14 protein-coding genes are annotated in these 17,525 nt (G+C 41.4%); 3 read left to right on the forward strand and 11 right to left on the reverse strand.

Translation table 11 applies throughout. From position 1 onward, the window contains the following. Position 1: 1 nt before the first annotated feature. The 7 genes from C2M25_RS12925 to tkt form a co-directional block, all read right to left on the reverse strand. On the reverse strand, positions 2 to 925 hold the full coding sequence (locus C2M25_RS12925; protein ID WP_105181270.1) for a hypothetical protein: 924 nt from the start codon (positions 923 to 925) through the stop codon (positions 2 to 4). Positions 926 to 1,626: 701 nt separating this feature from the next. Beyond that, a complete protein-coding gene (locus C2M25_RS12930; RefSeq protein ID WP_105181271.1) occupies positions 1,627 to 2,859 on the reverse strand; it encodes an NRAMP family divalent metal transporter in 1,233 nt (410 codons plus the stop codon). A 465-nt stretch (positions 2,860 to 3,324) separates the two neighbouring features. Continuing rightward, on the reverse strand, positions 3,325 to 3,681 hold the full coding sequence (hpf, locus tag C2M25_RS12935; protein ID WP_063703227.1) for a ribosome hibernation-promoting factor, HPF/YfiA family: 357 nt from the start codon (positions 3,679 to 3,681) through the stop codon (positions 3,325 to 3,327). 182 nt (positions 3,682 to 3,863) lie between these two features. Further along, positions 3,864 to 4,175: a pyrimidine/purine nucleoside phosphorylase gene (ppnP, locus tag C2M25_RS12940; protein WP_105181272.1), complete on the reverse strand. Its 312-nt coding sequence runs from the start codon at positions 4,173 to 4,175 to the stop codon at positions 3,864 to 3,866. Positions 4,176 to 4,448: 273 nt separating this feature from the next. Then, entirely contained in the window at positions 4,449 to 4,874 is a 426-nt protein-coding gene (locus C2M25_RS12945) for a hypothetical protein (protein WP_105181273.1), read from the reverse strand. Positions 4,875 to 5,236: 362 nt separating this feature from the next. Then, positions 5,237 to 5,659 carry a GCN5 family acetyltransferase gene (locus tag C2M25_RS12950; protein WP_105181274.1) on the reverse strand — a complete coding sequence of 141 codons (423 nt, stop codon included), beginning with the start codon at positions 5,657 to 5,659 and terminating at the stop codon, positions 5,237 to 5,239. Positions 5,660 to 5,951: 292 nt separating this feature from the next. After that, positions 5,952 to 7,943 (reverse strand): transketolase, encoded by a 1,992-nt coding sequence (gene tkt / locus C2M25_RS12955; RefSeq protein ID WP_105181275.1) that lies wholly within the window; start codon positions 7,941 to 7,943, stop codon positions 5,952 to 5,954. A 266-nt stretch (positions 7,944 to 8,209) separates the two neighbouring features. Here tkt and metK point away from each other — a divergent pair, with 266 nt between their 5' ends. Further along, positions 8,210 to 9,361, forward strand: a complete 1,152-nt coding sequence (metK, locus tag C2M25_RS12960) for a methionine adenosyltransferase (protein WP_063703215.1) — start codon at positions 8,210 to 8,212, stop codon at positions 9,359 to 9,361. 52 nt (positions 9,362 to 9,413) lie between these two features. Here the strand turns inward: metK and C2M25_RS12965 are convergent, their stop codons facing one another. The 3 genes from C2M25_RS12965 to C2M25_RS12975 form a co-directional block, all read right to left on the reverse strand. Beyond that, entirely contained in the window at positions 9,414 to 9,818 is a 405-nt protein-coding gene (locus C2M25_RS12965) for a diacylglycerol kinase (protein ID WP_063703212.1), read from the reverse strand. A 69-nt stretch (positions 9,819 to 9,887) separates the two neighbouring features. Next, on the reverse strand, positions 9,888 to 10,508 hold the full coding sequence (locus tag C2M25_RS12970; protein ID WP_158679722.1) for an START domain-containing protein: 621 nt from the start codon (positions 10,506 to 10,508) through the stop codon (positions 9,888 to 9,890). A 37-nt stretch (positions 10,509 to 10,545) separates the two neighbouring features. After that, the gene (locus C2M25_RS12975; RefSeq protein WP_063703208.1) at positions 10,546 to 12,066 is read right to left on the reverse strand and encodes a CYTH and CHAD domain-containing protein; all 1,521 of its coding nucleotides are present in this window, start codon (positions 12,064 to 12,066) and stop codon (positions 10,546 to 10,548) included. A 213-nt stretch (positions 12,067 to 12,279) separates the two neighbouring features. Between C2M25_RS12975 and C2M25_RS12980 the strand changes: the two genes are divergently transcribed. Beyond that, entirely contained in the window at positions 12,280 to 12,879 is a 600-nt protein-coding gene (locus tag C2M25_RS12980) for a TIGR04211 family SH3 domain-containing protein (RefSeq protein ID WP_063703206.1), read from the forward strand. Between the two features lie 48 nt (positions 12,880 to 12,927). Here C2M25_RS12980 and C2M25_RS12985 read toward each other — a convergent pair whose 3' ends face one another. After that, positions 12,928 to 13,410, reverse strand: a complete 483-nt coding sequence (locus C2M25_RS12985; RefSeq protein ID WP_054551119.1) for a winged helix-turn-helix transcriptional regulator — start codon at positions 13,408 to 13,410, stop codon at positions 12,928 to 12,930. 166 nt (positions 13,411 to 13,576) lie between these two features. Here C2M25_RS12985 and putA point away from each other — a divergent pair, with 166 nt between their 5' ends. Further along, complete coding sequence (putA, locus tag C2M25_RS12990) at positions 13,577 to 17,380, forward strand: bifunctional proline dehydrogenase/L-glutamate gamma-semialdehyde dehydrogenase PutA (protein WP_063703204.1); 3,804 nt, start codon at positions 13,577 to 13,579, stop codon at positions 17,378 to 17,380. Positions 17,381 to 17,525: the final 145 nt, after the last annotated feature.

Below are 17,525 nucleotides of genomic sequence, written 5' to 3' on the forward strand. Positions count from 1 at the left end.
TTTAATATCGTCTTCCTGTGTAAGGAATGCCAAATAAGCGGTGTATAAACTCAATTGGGTTGTTATAGTACATTCGCTCAGCCCTATCTATTTCGTAATTTAACTGAGTAACACTATTTTTTATATTCTCCTCCATTACTCGTAAGCTATTTGAAATTCTTTTAGCCATCTCATCAGAATCAATAAATGCCGACGTTAAAAGAGTTAATGCAGTGCCAATAATAACGACAGCTATCATTGGCCCAACAGCAACCATTGCAGCAGTGCCGCCTACATAAGTTGCAATTAATCCCCAAGCAATTCCGGACGATACAGCAGCAATACTTACATCTACAGCCATACCACCAATAAAATCATGCCATGTAGCGTTATCATTAATCATTTGCTCAATACCATGAAAAAATGCTGAAATAATTATAGTAACAACAAAACCACCTTTTATGGCTTTTTCAACGCCCAATTTACCAATCCCAAATGAAACAACTTTTGGATTATGTGCTAAATATTTGGTACCTGTTAAGTGTTTTCTAAGACCAGCATAACCTTTAAATATAATATATGGCTTACCATTATAAGTCTTAATTTGGTACTTAGAAAAAACGTTACCACTACGTCTCATTTCTAGGGCAAGTGCTCCAAGAGCTACAGCATCCATTGTCACCGGGATTGCTGCAGAATATAATTTAGCTGATTCTTTATAATTATTAATTGTATCCAGATTAATATTTTCTTTAACTAATATTTTCTCAATCCACTCGCTGATTTGGAACTGGCTCATTCCATTCAACCTTTTTACATTAATAATAAAATCAAAGAATTCAGCTGTATTCATTTGTACGAATGTATACTCATTTTTGCCAATAGCGGCTTGAATTTGTCTTTGTCTCTGTAGTTGTTGAATAGCTTTTCTAGCGTGTGCTGACATGATAAATTTCCTTATAAATAAATCCTAAGATTCCACTGCTGAATTAAAATTAAAACAGCTTTGAAAACAAAACCTTTTGCCAGTGTACCTAAAAAAACTTACACCAGCAATTCTCGGTCCTAATCTTGAACGCGAGTAATGAAAGTTACACAAGAAAGCTCCGGCCTTACCATTTTTCAAAATAAATACATTCTTTTTAGTGTAAAAAAGCCATTAGTTAGATATTTATCATAAAAATTACAACCCAGCTATGTGAACCAATACCTCAGTATATCCCTTACTAACGTTAATAAAATAATAGCTTGAGTTGCACCAGCGAACACAGTTTTCAAGGGATTAAAATGATGTATGTAAAAAGCTGACAATTGCACTTCATGAGATAATAAATGCTCACGAATCTTGGTAATTTCATCGTGTAAAATGGTGTGCTCACCTATCATTAACTATATGTGTAGTCACCGAAATTTATCTCATATATGTGTTTTAGTATCAACAAGGGCTTTAGTTAATTCTGAAAACACCTCACGTTTACTTATTGCATTATATCTCTAAGAAACCTTTTAATTTCTTTTCTGATCTGTAGTTAAATCTACAATTCATCATTTGAATTAAGTAAATAGCGGACACTTTTCAAGTCGGCGATTATTGCTTTACCCTCGATAACTTTACTCTTACCCCTTGTAACTCGCTAACTAAGCTCATTAAGCGAGTTTCCAAACCAAAAACACTAGCGCAAAGCCCACTAAATAAACCAAGCCTAGCCAGCTTAGGGTGCATAATAAAGGTGAGTGATGAATGCTGGGTTCTGAGCGCACTAAACTAAAGTTCAGCCACGCAAATACAGGAGTGGTTACAAAAGCAAGGGTCATAGCAAAAGTAAGCATTGGGCCAAGGGCTGATTTAAAGAATAAAATCACTGCCATGCCAGCAAATGCTTGCAGTAATAACCACATGTTTAAACTGTGTTTAGATTGTTTAATCGGTAGCAGTTTATGTGACTCATTTAATGTTCTAGCGTAGCCATCAAGCACTGTTAGCGTAGTGCCAAACATACATAAAAAAGCAATACCTGAAACCAGTGGCCTTGCCCACTCGCCCATAGTAAGGGCATACATATCAATTAATTGCTTTGCAAAGGCGACTCCACCTAATTGCACTGCCTGTGCTTGGCCATATTGCACTAACACACCTAATGAGAAAAACACTAACGCAAGTGCTGCGGTAAGCCAGTAGCCCAAATTAAAGTCAAACAAGCCTTGTTGCTTTGTCACGACTTGTTGATGCTGCTTTTCTTTTAGCCACAGTGAGCTAATTGCTGATATTTCGATAGGCGCAGGCATCCAGCCCATGAGCGCGACTATAAAGCCAAGCATAGCAAGTTCATACGGCGACGGGCCCACATAGTCAACAGGCGCCATCGGGCCATTATTAATAGCAACAACAAGCGCAGCTAAAGTGGTAACTGTTAGCAACCCCATAATGAGCTTTGAAACATTATCGAGCGCCTTAAAGTGCCCTAATAATAAAATGAGCAAACACACAGCCAAAATCAGCCAACATAATAAGGTTACAGAAATTGTGATAGGCAATGCGTAGTGCAGCAGGCTGGCCGTTAATAATAAAACCCCCGCAGTATTTACTACCGCGGCGACAATATTGAGCGCAATAAAACTATAGAAATACCCCGGCCCTTTTTGCTTGTAACCTTCAACTAAACTTTGTTTGGTCGCAAGGGTGTACTCCATGCCAAATCGAAAGAATGGGTACTTCAATACGTTTACTACAATGATTAGCCAAAATAGCTGCCAGCCGAATAACGACCCGGCTTGTGTTGACGCCACTAAATGTGAGCCACCAATGGCGGCTGTCGCCATTAAAATACCCGGCCCTAATGCATTTAATTTAGATTGCCAATTTGATACTGCTGATTGCATATGCTTTGTGTGTTTTATTCTTAGTAACAAGCAACTTACAGCGTTTTAGGTGAGATTGGAAGCAGAGCAAGTTAGCAAGTTAGCAAGTTAGCAAGTTAGCAAGTTAGCAAGTTAGCAAGTTAGCAAGTTAGCAAGTTAGCAAGTTAGCAAGTTAGCAAGTTAGCAACACTAGACTGTCTACCACTTGTGTCAAGCCGTTGTTTTTAAAATCTGACTTCTAACGACTGATATCTGATATCTCCATGTTTGTTCGGCGTTAAAACGCCTCCTACGTCTCGTATCTCGCAAACTTTCCCCTTTACTCTTTCTAACTCATTAACTTTACTCTTTCCCCTAGCAACTCGCTAACTTTTGGAACTTCAATCTGACGGCTAAATATTAAAACCAAAAAAGCCAAGCGTTTCGCAACGGTTGGCTTTTTCAGATTTAGTTTTAAGTCTTGCCGCTTAGGCTAGCGCTCTGTGATTAGGTCAGGTTCATTTCCTGAATGATTTCGTGGGCAATTTCCGGTGTAGTACTGACCGGCTTTTCGTGTAGTTTGGCTTTCATTTGCCCTTTACGATGTTTCAGTGATGCATCAAGTTTTTTTGCAGCATTTGCAATTGCTGGGTACATCACCTCGTCCTCACCTTTTACTGATAAACGCGCACCTTCATAGGTTGTGCTGATCTCAGCTTGGTGTTTGTGATGTTCTTTTGAAAGAATAATATCAAGTGATATTAATGATGGAAAATGGCTAGCAATTTTCGAGAATTTCTCGTTGATATGAGCTCTAACAGCCTCAGTAACGTCAACATGATGACCAGAAATATTAATCTTCATAGGGTATCCTTTTTTCTTGTTACCTCATAATCAGTATTGGGGGCGAATTGAATTAACACAAGCAAAAATTGCAGATATTTAGTAATTGATTGTAACCATAGATGATTTAGATCATGCGTTGCGGATAAAATATGCAAAAGCCCGCAGTACACGGGCTTTTCAGAGAGGTTAACAACTGTTCATTAACTGTACGAACAACAGTAATCTGCAAACTCGCTCACTTTTACTTTAAAGCTCACATTCGCATCAACTGTAAATGACTCCCCTGCTTGCATCGTTTGCCATTCGCTCTCACCGGGTAATAGCACTTGCCAACTGCCACCGTTAAGCTCCATCAACTCTTTTTGGCTTGTTGCAAACTCAAACTCACCCGGTTGCATAAAACCTAACGTTTTCGTGCTGCCATCAGCAAATACCACAGTACGGCTAGACACTTTACCGTCAAAATACACATTGGCTTTTTTCAGCACACTTACATTATCAAACTGAGACATCCTCACTCCTGTTGTTTTGTTATTAAACTACAGACATTGCCAGTTGTCTGTTTAGCATTCAAGGGGGACTGAGTGAGAAATAATCAAGTCGGGTTAGCTGTAAGCTGTCAGTTTTGAGCAGCTCGTGCAATTGTGGTAGGTCGTGCTTTAGCGCGTCAAGTTAAACACTACGAGAAAGAATATCTATGCAGAGTCATGAATTCTGAGCTGTAATAAATTGCAATTCTCATTGTTTTAAGAGGTATAGATTTTGTTATCTTCGTATGAAGTAAATTAAGACCCCCAAGATTGTTTTTTAGCTATTTCATAGAAACAAATTAGGCTATCTTCTTCACCCTTTGTTAATCGTTTAAATACTTTTGTACATGGAAAAAGCCAGTTATCACCACTTTGAATTCCTAACGTTAACAATTGATCGTTATAACCCCAGACACCACCGTGCTCTTGGATGAAAACTTCACCAATGTATGCACCTAACACCTTACTGATAGTTTCTATTTCATCGTCACTTGGGCTGTCATAGAACAATTTAGATAAAAAACTCCTAGGTATACTGTCATATAGTTTTGACACTATGAGTTCAACTTTTTCAACACTCGACTCCGTAAAATCTAGTGTTATATCAAAATGACACTTAGCGTAATCAACAGCATCTAAAGAATATGCTTCCATCATTGCTGAGATTGTAGGTTCTTCCATTGAGATCTCTAAAGAGATTTAAAAACTTGTTTTATAAAATAATTTACTACGAAGTAGATAACAATACTTACAGTCATTACTAAAGCCAATGAGGGCAGGCCAAGGGGTATTGCTTCAGCTCTTGCATCACCAAAATCACACGCCCCCCAATCTGTTAAGCTGCCACTTAACTCTAGGCATCTATCACTTCTTAGAAAGTCCAATAGCTTGAACCCGACAAGCAAACCTATTAGCGAAGAGATTGAAGAGATTATTCTTTTATGTGATTTTTCATGATGAAACACACCAACCTAACTATTGGGGGTTAACCTTGATTCGTTGTTTGTACGCCTAAGCCATACAAGGTTTGGCGGATATTACATTTAAGCAATACCACGAATGATATCCAGTTTATTTTCTGGTGCATCAACAGACATAAAATTAGGAATAGTCGATTCGGTTCTTCTTGGCCGTTCAAGAAATTGTACTGGCCATTCAGTGACCCTTTCTACTTTCACATGCTTATACTGCCCTGTTGATGGCTCATCTATATATTCACGCTGGAGAATTAATGCTAATGGCTCTTCAGCTCCAGGTATGTCATTACTACATTCCAGTGCTTCTTCGTAAGTGTCGAAAGCATAGTAATAATCGCTCCCCTCTTCTAAATCAGGAGCACCGTTATGAGGGTGGCACCAAACTCGATATTCTAGTACCTCATCCCACACGTAACCACCACCAGATTTTGCCAAACCAGCATATTCGCCGACTTTATTAGGGTCCAACACTTTTGGATAACTTTTCATAACCATCCTTGAGCAGAAAATATAAGTAAAAAACAAATAGGCGTTTTATCGCGGCTATTTTTGCTTGTTTTATAGCCTATTAATATCAAAGCTATTGGTTAATAGCTAGACACAATTTTCGCGCGAAATAAATTTCACGCTTACGGTGAGTTTTTTTTTAAACTGATGGCTGACGGCTGAAAGCTGCAAAGGTGTTGGGTTTCACTCCGTTCTACCCAACCTACCAGTCAAACACAAAAAAGCCCGCGCTGTGCTTACACTGGGCGGGCTTTTAAATTTTAGTGGCTAAAGCTTAGAACAAAGCGTTTGCTTTGTTTACGATGTTTTCAACAGTGAAACCAAAGTGCTTGAATAGCTCATCAGCAGGAGCAGACTCACCGAAGGTAGTCATACCAACTACTGCGCCATTTAAACCTACATATTTGTACCAGTAGTCTGCGATACCCGCTTCGATTGCTACGCGGCGCGTAACGCTTGCTGGTAGTACACTTTCTTTATATGCAGCGTCTTGCTCATCAAATAAGTCTGTTGAAGGCATAGATACCACACGTACTTTTTTACCTTGTGAACGAAGTTCGGCAGCGGCATCTTGTGCAAGCTGTACTTCAGAACCAGTTGCAATAAGGATAAGCTCTGGCTCACCGTCACAGCTAAGTACGTAACCACCTTTTTTCACATCGACTAACTGCTGTGCAGTACGCGCTTGTTGCTCAAGGCCTTGACGAGTGAAAATGAGTGACGTTGGGCCATCTTTACGTTCAATAGCTTGTTGCCATGCAATAGCAGACTCAACTTGGTCACATGGACGCCAGTTCACTAGATTAGGCGTTAAACGCATGCTTGCGATTTGCTCTACTGGTTGGTGCGTTGGACCATCTTCACCTAGACCAATTGAATCGTGTGTGTAAACGAAGATGCTTGGCTGCTTCATTAATGCCGCCATACGTACTGCGTTACGTGCGTATTCCATAAACATTAAGAATGTAGCACCGTAAGGAATAAAGCCTTTATGTAGTGCAATACCATTCATAATCGCTGACATACCAAATTCACGTACACCGTAGAAAATGTAGTTGCCGCTTGCGTCGTTTGCTTCTAAGCCTTTTGAACCATCCCAAAGCGTTAAGTTAGAACCAGCAAGGTCAGCAGAGCCACCCATGAATTCTGGTAGTAACGGACCAAACGCATTTAATGCATTTTGTGATGCTTTACGTGTTGCAGGGTTTGCTGGGTTTGCTTGTAGCTCTTCGATGTAAGCTTGTGACTTTTCAGCCCAATCAGCTGGTAACTCACCATTGGTACGGCGAGTAAACTCAGCAGCAAGTTCAGGGTATGCACTTGCGTAAGCGGCAAACTTTTCGTCCCAGCTAGCTTCTAGTTGCTTACCTTTTTCTTTGCCATCCCACTCGCTGTAGATATCAGCAGGGATTTCAAATGCTTCGCCAGTCCAACCTAGGAACTCACGAGATGCTTTGATTTCGTCTTCACCTAGTGGTGCACCGTGACAGTCATGGCTACCTGATTTATTAGGTGAACCGTAACCAATGATTGTTTTACAACAAATTAATGATGGCTTATCAGTGATGCTACGCGCTTCTTCGATAGCGGCGCGAATTGCATCTGGGTTATGACCATCTACATCGCTTACTACGTGCCAGCCGTATGCTTTAAAGCGCGCTGGCGTGTCATCGCTGAACCAACCTTCTACTTCACCATCAATTGAGATGCCGTTGTCATCCCAAAACGCAACTAGTTTACCTAGGCCTAATGTACCCGCTAATGAACAGGCTTCGTGTGAAATACCTTCCATTAAACAGCCATCGCCCATGAATGCATACGTGAAGTGGTCAACAATATCGTGACCTTCACGGTTAAACTGTGCAGCAAGCGCTTTTTCGGCAATTGCCATGCCCACAGCATTTGTGATCCCTTGACCTAATGGGCCCGTAGTAGTCTCAATACCCGGTGCATAACCATATTCTGGGTGACCCGGTGTTTTTGAGTGCATTTGACGGAAGTTTTTAATTTCCTCTAGTGGTAAGTCATAGCCACTTAAGTGCAGTAGAGAATAGATCAGCATTGAACCGTGGCCGTTAGAAAGAATAAATCGATCTCGGTCTGCCCACTCTGGATTTGTTGGATTATGCTTTAGATAATCGCGCCATAGTACTTCTGCGATATCTGCCATGCCCATAGGGGCCCCAGGGTGACCAGATTTGGCCTGTTGTACTGCGTCCATTGATAAGACGCGAATAGCATTTGCAAGTTCTTTGCGTGATGGCATGAATTCTCCTACCTTTATGTATTTGCGCTGGTTGTGTATGAAGCCCCATTCTTACTTATTGTAAGGGTACAGTGCAATTAAAAATCCGCATTAAATGCACCAATTATGGGCGTTTATTAAGAACAATACGTTATTAGTAATTTTAAATGGACGTCTAGGCGTAAAATTACTATGCAAACATATTTGTTTTAGATAAAATACGCCCCTTAATTTTTTAGCGCTATTACCGACGTTTGTGAAGCGCAATATTTGTGAGCAGAAATACAATGGCAAAACATTTATTTACTTCTGAATCTGTTTCTGAAGGTCATCCGGATAAAATCGCGGACCAAATCTCTGACGCGGTTCTAGATGCTATCTTAGAGCAAGATTCTCATGCCCGTGTTGCATGTGAGACTTACGTTAAGACTGGTATGGTTATGGTTGGTGGTGAAATCACTACTAGCGCTTGGGTTGATATCGAAGAAATCACACGTAAAACAGTACGTGAAATCGGTTACACACACTCAGATATGGGTTTCGATGCTGACTCTTGTGCAATCCTAAACACTATCGGTAAACAATCTCCAGACATCAACCAAGGTGTTGACCGTGCTCGTCCAGAAGACCAAGGCGCTGGTGACCAAGGTTTAATGTTCGGTTATGCATGTAACGAAACTGATGTTTTAATGCCTGCACCAATCACTTATTCACACCGTCTAGTTCAGCGTCAAGCTGAAGTTCGTAAGAGCGGTGAGCTTAACTGGTTACGCCCAGATGCTAAATCTCAAGTAACATTTGCTTACGAAAATGGTAAGCCTGTTGGTATTGATGCAGTTGTTCTTTCAACTCAACACTGTGATTCAATCTCACAAAACGACTTAGTTGAAGCGGTAATGGAAACGATCATTAAGCCAGTTCTTCCAGCTGAGCTTATCTCTAGTGCAACTAAGTTCTTCATCAACCCAACTGGCCGTTTCGTAATCGGTGGTCCTATGGGTGACTGTGGTCTTACAGGTCGTAAAATCATCGTTGATACATACGGCGGTATGGCTCGTCACGGTGGTGGTGCTTTCTCTGGTAAAGATCCATCAAAAGTTGACCGCTCAGCTGCATACGCTGCACGTTACGTTGCTAAAAACGTGGTTGCTGCTGGCCTTGCTGACAAGTGTGAGCTACAAGTTTCTTACGCTATCGGTGTTGCAGAGCCAACATCTATCAGCATCGAGACATTTGGTACTGGTAAATTAGAAGAAGCACGTCTAATCGAATTAGTACGTGAGCACTTCGACCTACGCCCTTACGGCTTAATCCAAATGCTTGATCTTGAGCGTCCTATCTATCAACCGACTGCGGCTTACGGTCACTTCGGTCGTGATGAGTTCCCTTGGGAGCGTACAGACAAAGCAGACGCACTTCGCGCAGCTGCTGGCCTGTAATAGGTTAGATAAAATGAAAAAAGCGCCTTTCGGCGCTTTTTTTATGTCTGATTTAAAGGTAGGTTACTATTTTTTCGTAAACAGCCACACCCCATACCAAAGCAAGAATAAGCAGTGACAATGTTACTGCCGCAGAGGCCATATCTTTAGCACGACCCGATAACACATGGTACTCAATCCCTACTCGGTCAGTCAGCGCTTCTATCGACGAGTTAAGTAACTCGACAATTAACAATAATAAATAAGGAATAAACAGTACTAGCCAATGATTTAATGACTGCGCAAGTACGACAGATAAGGGTAATAAACACACGCCTAGATAAATTTCAGAACGAAATGCAGACTCTTCTTTAAATGCCGCTTTAAAACCTTTAATAGAACATTTTGTTGCTTTTAAAATACGCCCAAAGCCCATGCCATTTGGCTTATTAACTAAGGGAATTTTTGGCTCTTTCATGGTAACCCTTCAAAATCGCAATTACAGCGATGATATGTGTAAATCTAAGCGATGTCACCCGATGATGAGCTAATTTAACGGCTGACACGTGCCGGGAATGCTGCGTGTATTCGCTCTAGAAAACTGATTGTTGGTTAATTGTTCTCTCAGTGCTTGCAGAGTTTTATAAACACTTTTTAACGACACTTTGTTACTTAACCAATGCGGAATGGAACCGCTTGGATCAGCATAGGCTTGATGGCTCACTAACAAGTTACTTTGTTGCTGTTCTAAGCGCCAATAAGCGGTGAGATCTTTGATGCGTACAAGCCCTGCAACTTCGGCTTTTGCATAAGGCTGACTTTTGATTTGTAACTCGGTTTTGTGCTCATCTAAAGCGTGATAACAAGAATAACTCACCAAGTCACGGTCTGACACCGGCCAAGGTGAATTAAAATGAGTATAAACAAGGGTTTCTGAGGGACTTAAGCGCTCCATTAGCGTCACGCTTTTGACATTCTCAAGCCAGTTAGCAGCGTTGTCGGTATCACTGAGCAATGCCATAAAGTCACTGGCTTTGGCATTTTTCACCAGCACAGAAGCTTTAATTTCAATAATACCGGTTTCATGCTTTTTATAGCTTACGGTGATGTCGTCTTGCTGTTTGTAGGTTTGCCATTCAATAGGGTTAGCCCAGGCTGATATACTCAACCAAGCTAACCCCATCCATAGGCAAAAGCGCATTTACTTACAGCCAATAGGGATCAGTATTAAATGAAGCGTGACGGCTTTGCTCCATTGCACTAACTAAAAACTCTGACTTTTGATCAAGCCATGCTTGAATTTTTGCCAGCTCTAAATCGTCTTGTCCTGCGCATAACTGCTTTAGATACTCAAGCGTACTTAACTCGTAAATACCATGAGAGATATCGACCCATGGCATACGAAACTCGTTTCTGTCTTCTTTATCGAACAAAGCACCTAAACAGTTGCCACTAAGCAATGAGTTTTCTAAGCGAGTGCGCAGTGATAAATAGTCTTTATCGGTAAATACTTGCTGCTCAGGGATAAGCTCATGCATGTCGTGCCAATCTTTGGCAAATAAACGCTTAGCAATATCGGCAACCGGTTTTTCTGCTGCCTGAAACTCAGCTTGCCCCCATGATTTACGCCATTGCTTTTCAATTAACCACGTTGTTAATTGCAATAGTAAGCGGTTATATCGGGTGCTATGGAACAGAGTTTCGATATCTTCAATGCTTGGCTGTAACTCTTTTAAGTCATTAATAACTTGCGTGAGCTCAGGCGCACTGTTGATTTTTTTGTAGTATGCGTGACGCTTTGATGTATAGGTTTTTAGTTGAATTGCGTTTTCAACCCACGCTAATTCGCTCAATAACCACTTTAACTCTGTGCGCAATGAGTCGGTGTCGTCTTTACTGACAATGTCATCAAACAGCCAAAACGTATGGCGAATTAAACGAATACCGTCTGTGACACGCTTAAGAGTTTTTAGACTAGGTTTAATGAAGTAACAGGCCTCATGTTTTTGCACAAATCGAATCGCGTAGTTGATACTTTCTACCAGCGCTTGCTCTTGTGTGGCATCGCTTTTTAGCGGCACAAAACCAATTGATTTACTTGCTTTTAATGGTTTGTCATCCGCAAGGCGATAGCCCCGTGCTGCTTTAGAATAAAGCCCTAAGCGAACATGGCTTTCACTAACCAATTTATCAGCCAGTGCAAACAACTCACTACGACTACCTTCGATTAGTTCGATTTCAAGTTCAGAAATTGGCTCAACCTGACCCGATGCCGCAACTTCACCTTTATCTAACACCACTTCAATTTTTGCACCGTTATTAGTTTCAATTAACCAAGTACGGCGAATAAAGTTAGTGCTAAAAATTGGGTATAAATTCTCTGCAATAGCACCCACTTGCATACCATGAGGCCAAATAGCAGCATCAAATGCGAGTAAATCTGGGCGGTTACCTGTTAGTGGTAAGTTGTATTCTGGGCGTTGATGTAAGCCACCAACGACTTCGCCAGCAAGCTTAATCGTTTGCTCACACTGGTTGTCACAACAGCGAGTACGTAAGCCAATATCTAAAGCACGTAATTCTCGGCTTGGCGTATCGTAATAAGCATTTTGTAAGCTGCGCGACGGTTTGTTGGTAACGGTTTTTGCAAATTGGGTAATTAATGCGGGGATCAGTGGAACAACGGCATCTGACACCAAAAACTTCAGTTCTATCTCAGTATCCATTCGTTTTGCGGAGTACATTTAAAATAAATAAGTGATCAAAATAAACAAAGCAGCTACTTAATGCAAATTTTTTCCTGATTTTTGCGACCAAGCTCATCCATGGATTACAATATCAGCCTTGCTATTAATAGTTGAAATCCCTACTATCTCTATACATAAAGAAATTATAAATTTAGCCACTTCTAGGCAAGATCACATTAACAAGGCAGATTGATGTTAAAACAGTGTATTTTTGGGTTGCTCCTTGCGGCCACCTCTTTTATTAGCTACGCAGAAGAAGCGCCAAGCAGCGACAGCCAAAACACCGCCTACATAGTCGATAACCTGTACACCTTTATGCATTCAGGTCCGAGCAAAAACTACCGCATTTTGGGTTCAGTTGATGCGGGTACTCAAATTGTGTTGTTATCAGGTGAAGATAACGGCTACTTTAAAATTCGTGACGATAAAGATCGCGAAGGCTGGGTTGAATCAAAATTCATCACTGAAAACGCCGGTATCCAGCAACAATTTCAGGCATTGAATAACGACATGACGGTAATGCAAGAGCAACTTCGTCAGGCTGAAATTGAACTGCCACAACTTCAAGAACAGAACAAATTACTAACAGAGCAAAACGCAGCCCTGAGTGAGCAAATCGAAACGCTAAAAAATACCATTGAATCTGAGCGTAACGCTAAGCAAACAGCAAGTGCAAAAGAGAAACGCCAGCTACTTACTTATGGCGGTGCAATTGCATTTATAGGCTTACTGATAGGTATTATCTTAACGGTGGTGTTATCTCGTCGTAAACGTTACGACGGCTGGGCATAAGCTACTAAATAGTCATTAAAAAAGCACCTGTTGGTGCTTTTTTTGTATCTATATATCGAATCTTAATCCGGTATCTTGTTTAATTTTTTCGATCACCATATAGGTGTGGTGTGTCCCCACCCCCGGAATATCCACTAAATCACCCAATACTTGGCGATATTCATCCATATCTGAGACTCGTACTTTTAATAAGTAGTCATAGCCACCAGCCACCATGTCGCATTCAACAACTTGAGGAATATTTAAAATATATTCGCGAAACACTTTAAATACTGATGTATTCGAAGTCACTAACGATACCTGCACATGTGCTAACAAGCTCTGGTTAAGTTTTGCTTCGCTAAGCTTTGCGTAATAGCCTTCGATGTAGCCTTCTTGTTCTAAACGTTTTACGCGATCGAGACACGGGCTTGGGCTCAGGTTTACCTGTTTTGCGAGGTTTACGTTCGATATTCTGCCATTTTTTTGCAGAGCGTCTAAAATTGCTAAATCGATGCGATCTAACATGCGTAATCTATTCGGACTGGTCATAACAGAATTTTATGCGGCTAAGTTAACGGTATGCCCTGTAAATTATCGTAAATCGAAAAATTTAACCAGCATATTCTGCTGGATTTTAATTAGAATGCACGAATTATATCAATGGTAAGAAATGCAATAAGTTCATTTCTAGACTCCACATACCAGAGGGTTACTTATGCTATTTAATGGCGATTTGACAACTGAATGTCCAATTAGACAAAAGATCCGTGATTTCTACCGTATTGATGAAAATGCGGTGATTGATCACATTTTGCCTTTGGCTGAAGTAGGCGTGAAAGCGCGTAGCCGAGCGTGGGAACGTGCTCGTCAAATGGTTTTAAATATCCGTCGCGATCAGGATGGTCAAAGCGGTGTAGATGCACTACTAAACGAGTTCTCACTTTCAAGTGAAGAAGGTGTGGTATTAATGTGTTTAGCAGAAGCACTACTACGTGTACCAGACAAAGCAACGCAAGACTCACTAATTCGTGACAAACTTGCTAAAGGTGACTGGAGCTCGCACTTAGGTAGCAGTGACTCTCTATTTGTAAATGCATCGTCTTGGGGCCTGTTAGTAACCGGTAAAATGGTTAACTACAGCGACAAATCTAAAGAACAGCAATTCGGTGTTCTGAAGAAAACAATTGGTCGTCTAGGTGAGCCTGTTATTCGTAAATCTGTGAACTTCGCAATGAAGATCATGGGTAAGCAATTCGTTATGGGTCGTACTATTAACGAAGCGATTGAACGTGCTGCTGATAAAGAGCAAAAAGGCTACGTATACTCATACGATATGCTAGGTGAAGGCGCGCGCACCATGAAAGATGCTGAGCGTTACTTCCAAAGCTACATGACGGCAATCCACGCGATTGGTAAAGCAGCAAATGGCCGTGGCCCAATCAAGAGCCCTGGTATCTCAGTTAAAATTTCTGCGATTCACCCACGTTATGAGTTTACTCATCGTGAGCGTGTGATGGCTGAAATCGTACCTAAGCTAAAAGAGCTTGCACTTGCAGCTAAAAGCTACGACATCGGCTTCACTGTTGATGCTGAAGAAGCTGACCGTTTAGACATCTCATTAGATATCATTGAAGCGGTATTCAGCGATGACGATTTAGGTAACTGGAATGGCTTTGGTTTAGCCGTTCAAGCATACCAAAAACGCGCTATTTTTGTGGTTGAATGGGTTGCAGAACTTGCCCGCCGCGTTGGTCGTAAATTAATGGTTCGTCTCGTTAAAGGCGCATACTGGGATACAGAAATCAAAACCACTCAACAAGATGGTTTAGATCACTACCCGGTATTTACACGTAAAGCGACGACTGACGTTTCGTACAAAGCATGTGCTATCAAACTACTTGAAGCGCGCGATGTACTTTACCCGCAATTTGCTACACACAACGCCTACACTGCGGCAACTATTTTAGAAGTTGCTAAAGGTGACCATGAAGGTTTCGAATTCCAACGCCTACACGGTATGGGTGAGTCATTATTTGACCAAATCGTTGAGCAAGAAAAAATTCAATGTCGTGTTTACGCACCTGTAGGTCAACACGAAGACTTACTTGCATACTTAGTACGTCGTTTATTAGAAAACGGTGCTAACTCTTCATTCGTAAATGCGATTGTTGATACCACTAAACCAGTTGAATCACTATTACCAGACCCTGTAGAAACGCTGCAAGGTTTACGTAACAAGTACAACACGCAAATTAAGATGCCAATTGATTTATATGGTGATGAGCGTCCAAACTCGAAAGGCATGGACTTAACTGACATCAATGTTATTACACCATTTAAAGAAAACCTTGATACTTGGTTTGCTGAGCACCGCATTGAATTAAGCGCAGTGCCAGAAGGCTCTATCCCAGTTAAGAACCCTGCAAACCATAAAGAAATCATTGGTCATGTGAAATTACAATCATCAGAAGAGATGACTGCACTTTTAGAAAATGCAGAAAAAGCATTTGAATCATGGTCACAAACACCAGTTAAAGAACGCGCAAACTTACTACGCCGCGTTGCTGATATCCTAGAACGTCACCACGATGAGTTAGTGGCTCTGTGTATCAAAGAAGCGGGTAAAGTAACTCAAGACGGTATCGATGAAGTACGTGAAGCTGTGGATTTTTGTCGCTACTACGCTGCACGCGCTGAAGAATTATCACAAGACGAGCGTTTTGAAGCGCGTGGTGTGATCTTATGTATCAGCCCATGGAACTTCCCTCTTGCTATCTTCTTAGGCCAAGTTGCTGCAGCTATCGTGACAGGTAACACGGTTATTGCAAAACCTGCTGAGCAAACAAGTTTAATCGCCCTTCGTACGATTGAACTTATGCTATCTGTTGGCTTACCAGAGCACGTTGTACAACCTGTTATTGCTCGTGGTAGCGAAGTAGGTAAAACAATCGTTCCTGATGAGCGTATTCAAGCAGTTATGTTCACAGGTTCAACTGAAACCGGTACTGTTATTTCGCAAACGCTTGCTGCGCGTAATGATATCCAAGTACCGCTTATCGCTGAAACCGGTGGTCAAAACTGTATGATCGTTGACTCAACCGCTCTACCAGAGCAAGTTGTTGACGATGTGATCAGCTCAGGTTTCCAAAGTGCTGGTCAACGTTGTTCTGCGCTACGTGTGTTGTTCTTACAAGAAGACGTTGCAGACGGCATCATTGATATGATCAAAGGCGCTTTAAAAGAGCTTCATGTTGGCGATCCTTCACTACTTTCAACGGATATCGGTCCAGTTATCGACGAGAAAGCACTGAAGAACCTAAACGAGCACGTTGAGTACTTAAAAGGTAACGCAACACTCCATTACGAATGTGCGATCCCTGATAACAACGAAAATGGTGCTTACTTCTTTGCGCCTCGTTTATACGAAATCAAAGATTTATCTGTACTTAAGCGCGAAGTATTTGGCCCATGTGTACACATCATCCGTTTCAAAGGCTCAGAGCTTGATAACGTAATTGACCAAGTAAATGGCACTGGCTTCGGTCTAACGATGGGTGTTCATTCACGTATCGAAGAACGTTGTGAATACTTAGCGAAGATGTCACGTGCAGGTAACGTTTACATCAACCGTAATATGATCGGTGCGATTGTAGGCGTACAACCTTTCGGTGGCCGTGGTCTTTCTGGTACTGGTCCTAAAGCCGGTGGTCCAAACTACTTACAACGTCTAGTGAAAGAAAAAGCATCACCAGATAACGTACAAATGACAAACCTAACACCTGATGAGTTAGATACACATAACTTCTCTGGTGCAGCTGAGCAAGTTGCTAAGCTGATGGAAAATTCATTACGCGACGAGAAAATCTGGCGTGCGACACCGCTAAACGACCGTGTTTCTGCTGTACGTCAATTACTTGCGAAAGTAGCAACAGTAGAGATCATCGACGAGCTAGCTGATGACTTAGCATTAACGCTAGCTGATGCACGTGCGCAGCTTAACCGTCTTGAAAAACACATGCGTAAGCACACTGTGTTACCTGGACCAACGGGTGAGTCAAACACACTTCACTTAGAGCCTCGTGGCTGTGTGGTTTGTTATGCTGATAAGAGTACGTCATTTAACTTCTGGGCAATTTCGATTATCACAGCACTTGCTGCAGGTAACACCGTAATTACTGTTGCATCAGAGTTATTCTACGAAGAAGCGGTTGCGTTTAGAGACAAGTTTATCTCTACAGGTATCGCTGAAGGTGTATTCCAAGTTGCTAAACCTAATCAGTTACAAGCAATTTTAGCGCACCCTCACCTTGCTGGTGCAGTTGTTGCTGCACGTTCATCACGCTTAGGCTACTTCAGCCAGCAGCTAGCACAACGTAAAGGTGCGATTCTGCCAGTGATCAGCTCTGAGTACTACGACACGCTAATTAAACGTTTATTAACTGAGAAAACAATCAGTATTGATACAACGGCATCAGGTGGTAATACATCACTAATGACCTTAGTTGAAGACGACGAATAATCGTATTCAGTAAGGGAGTTACCATTCCCTGAGTAAATTAAAAGCCCTCGCATTTTGCGGGGGCTTTTTAGTATTAAAGATACCTTTTCATTATTCTTATTTACCGAGGTACAAATTTTCTGCTAGTTTTATAGTATTGTATTTG

Source organism: Pseudoalteromonas sp. T1lg21, assembly GCF_002964625.1.
Lineage (GTDB): Bacteria > Pseudomonadota > Gammaproteobacteria > Enterobacterales > Alteromonadaceae > Pseudoalteromonas > Pseudoalteromonas gelatinilytica.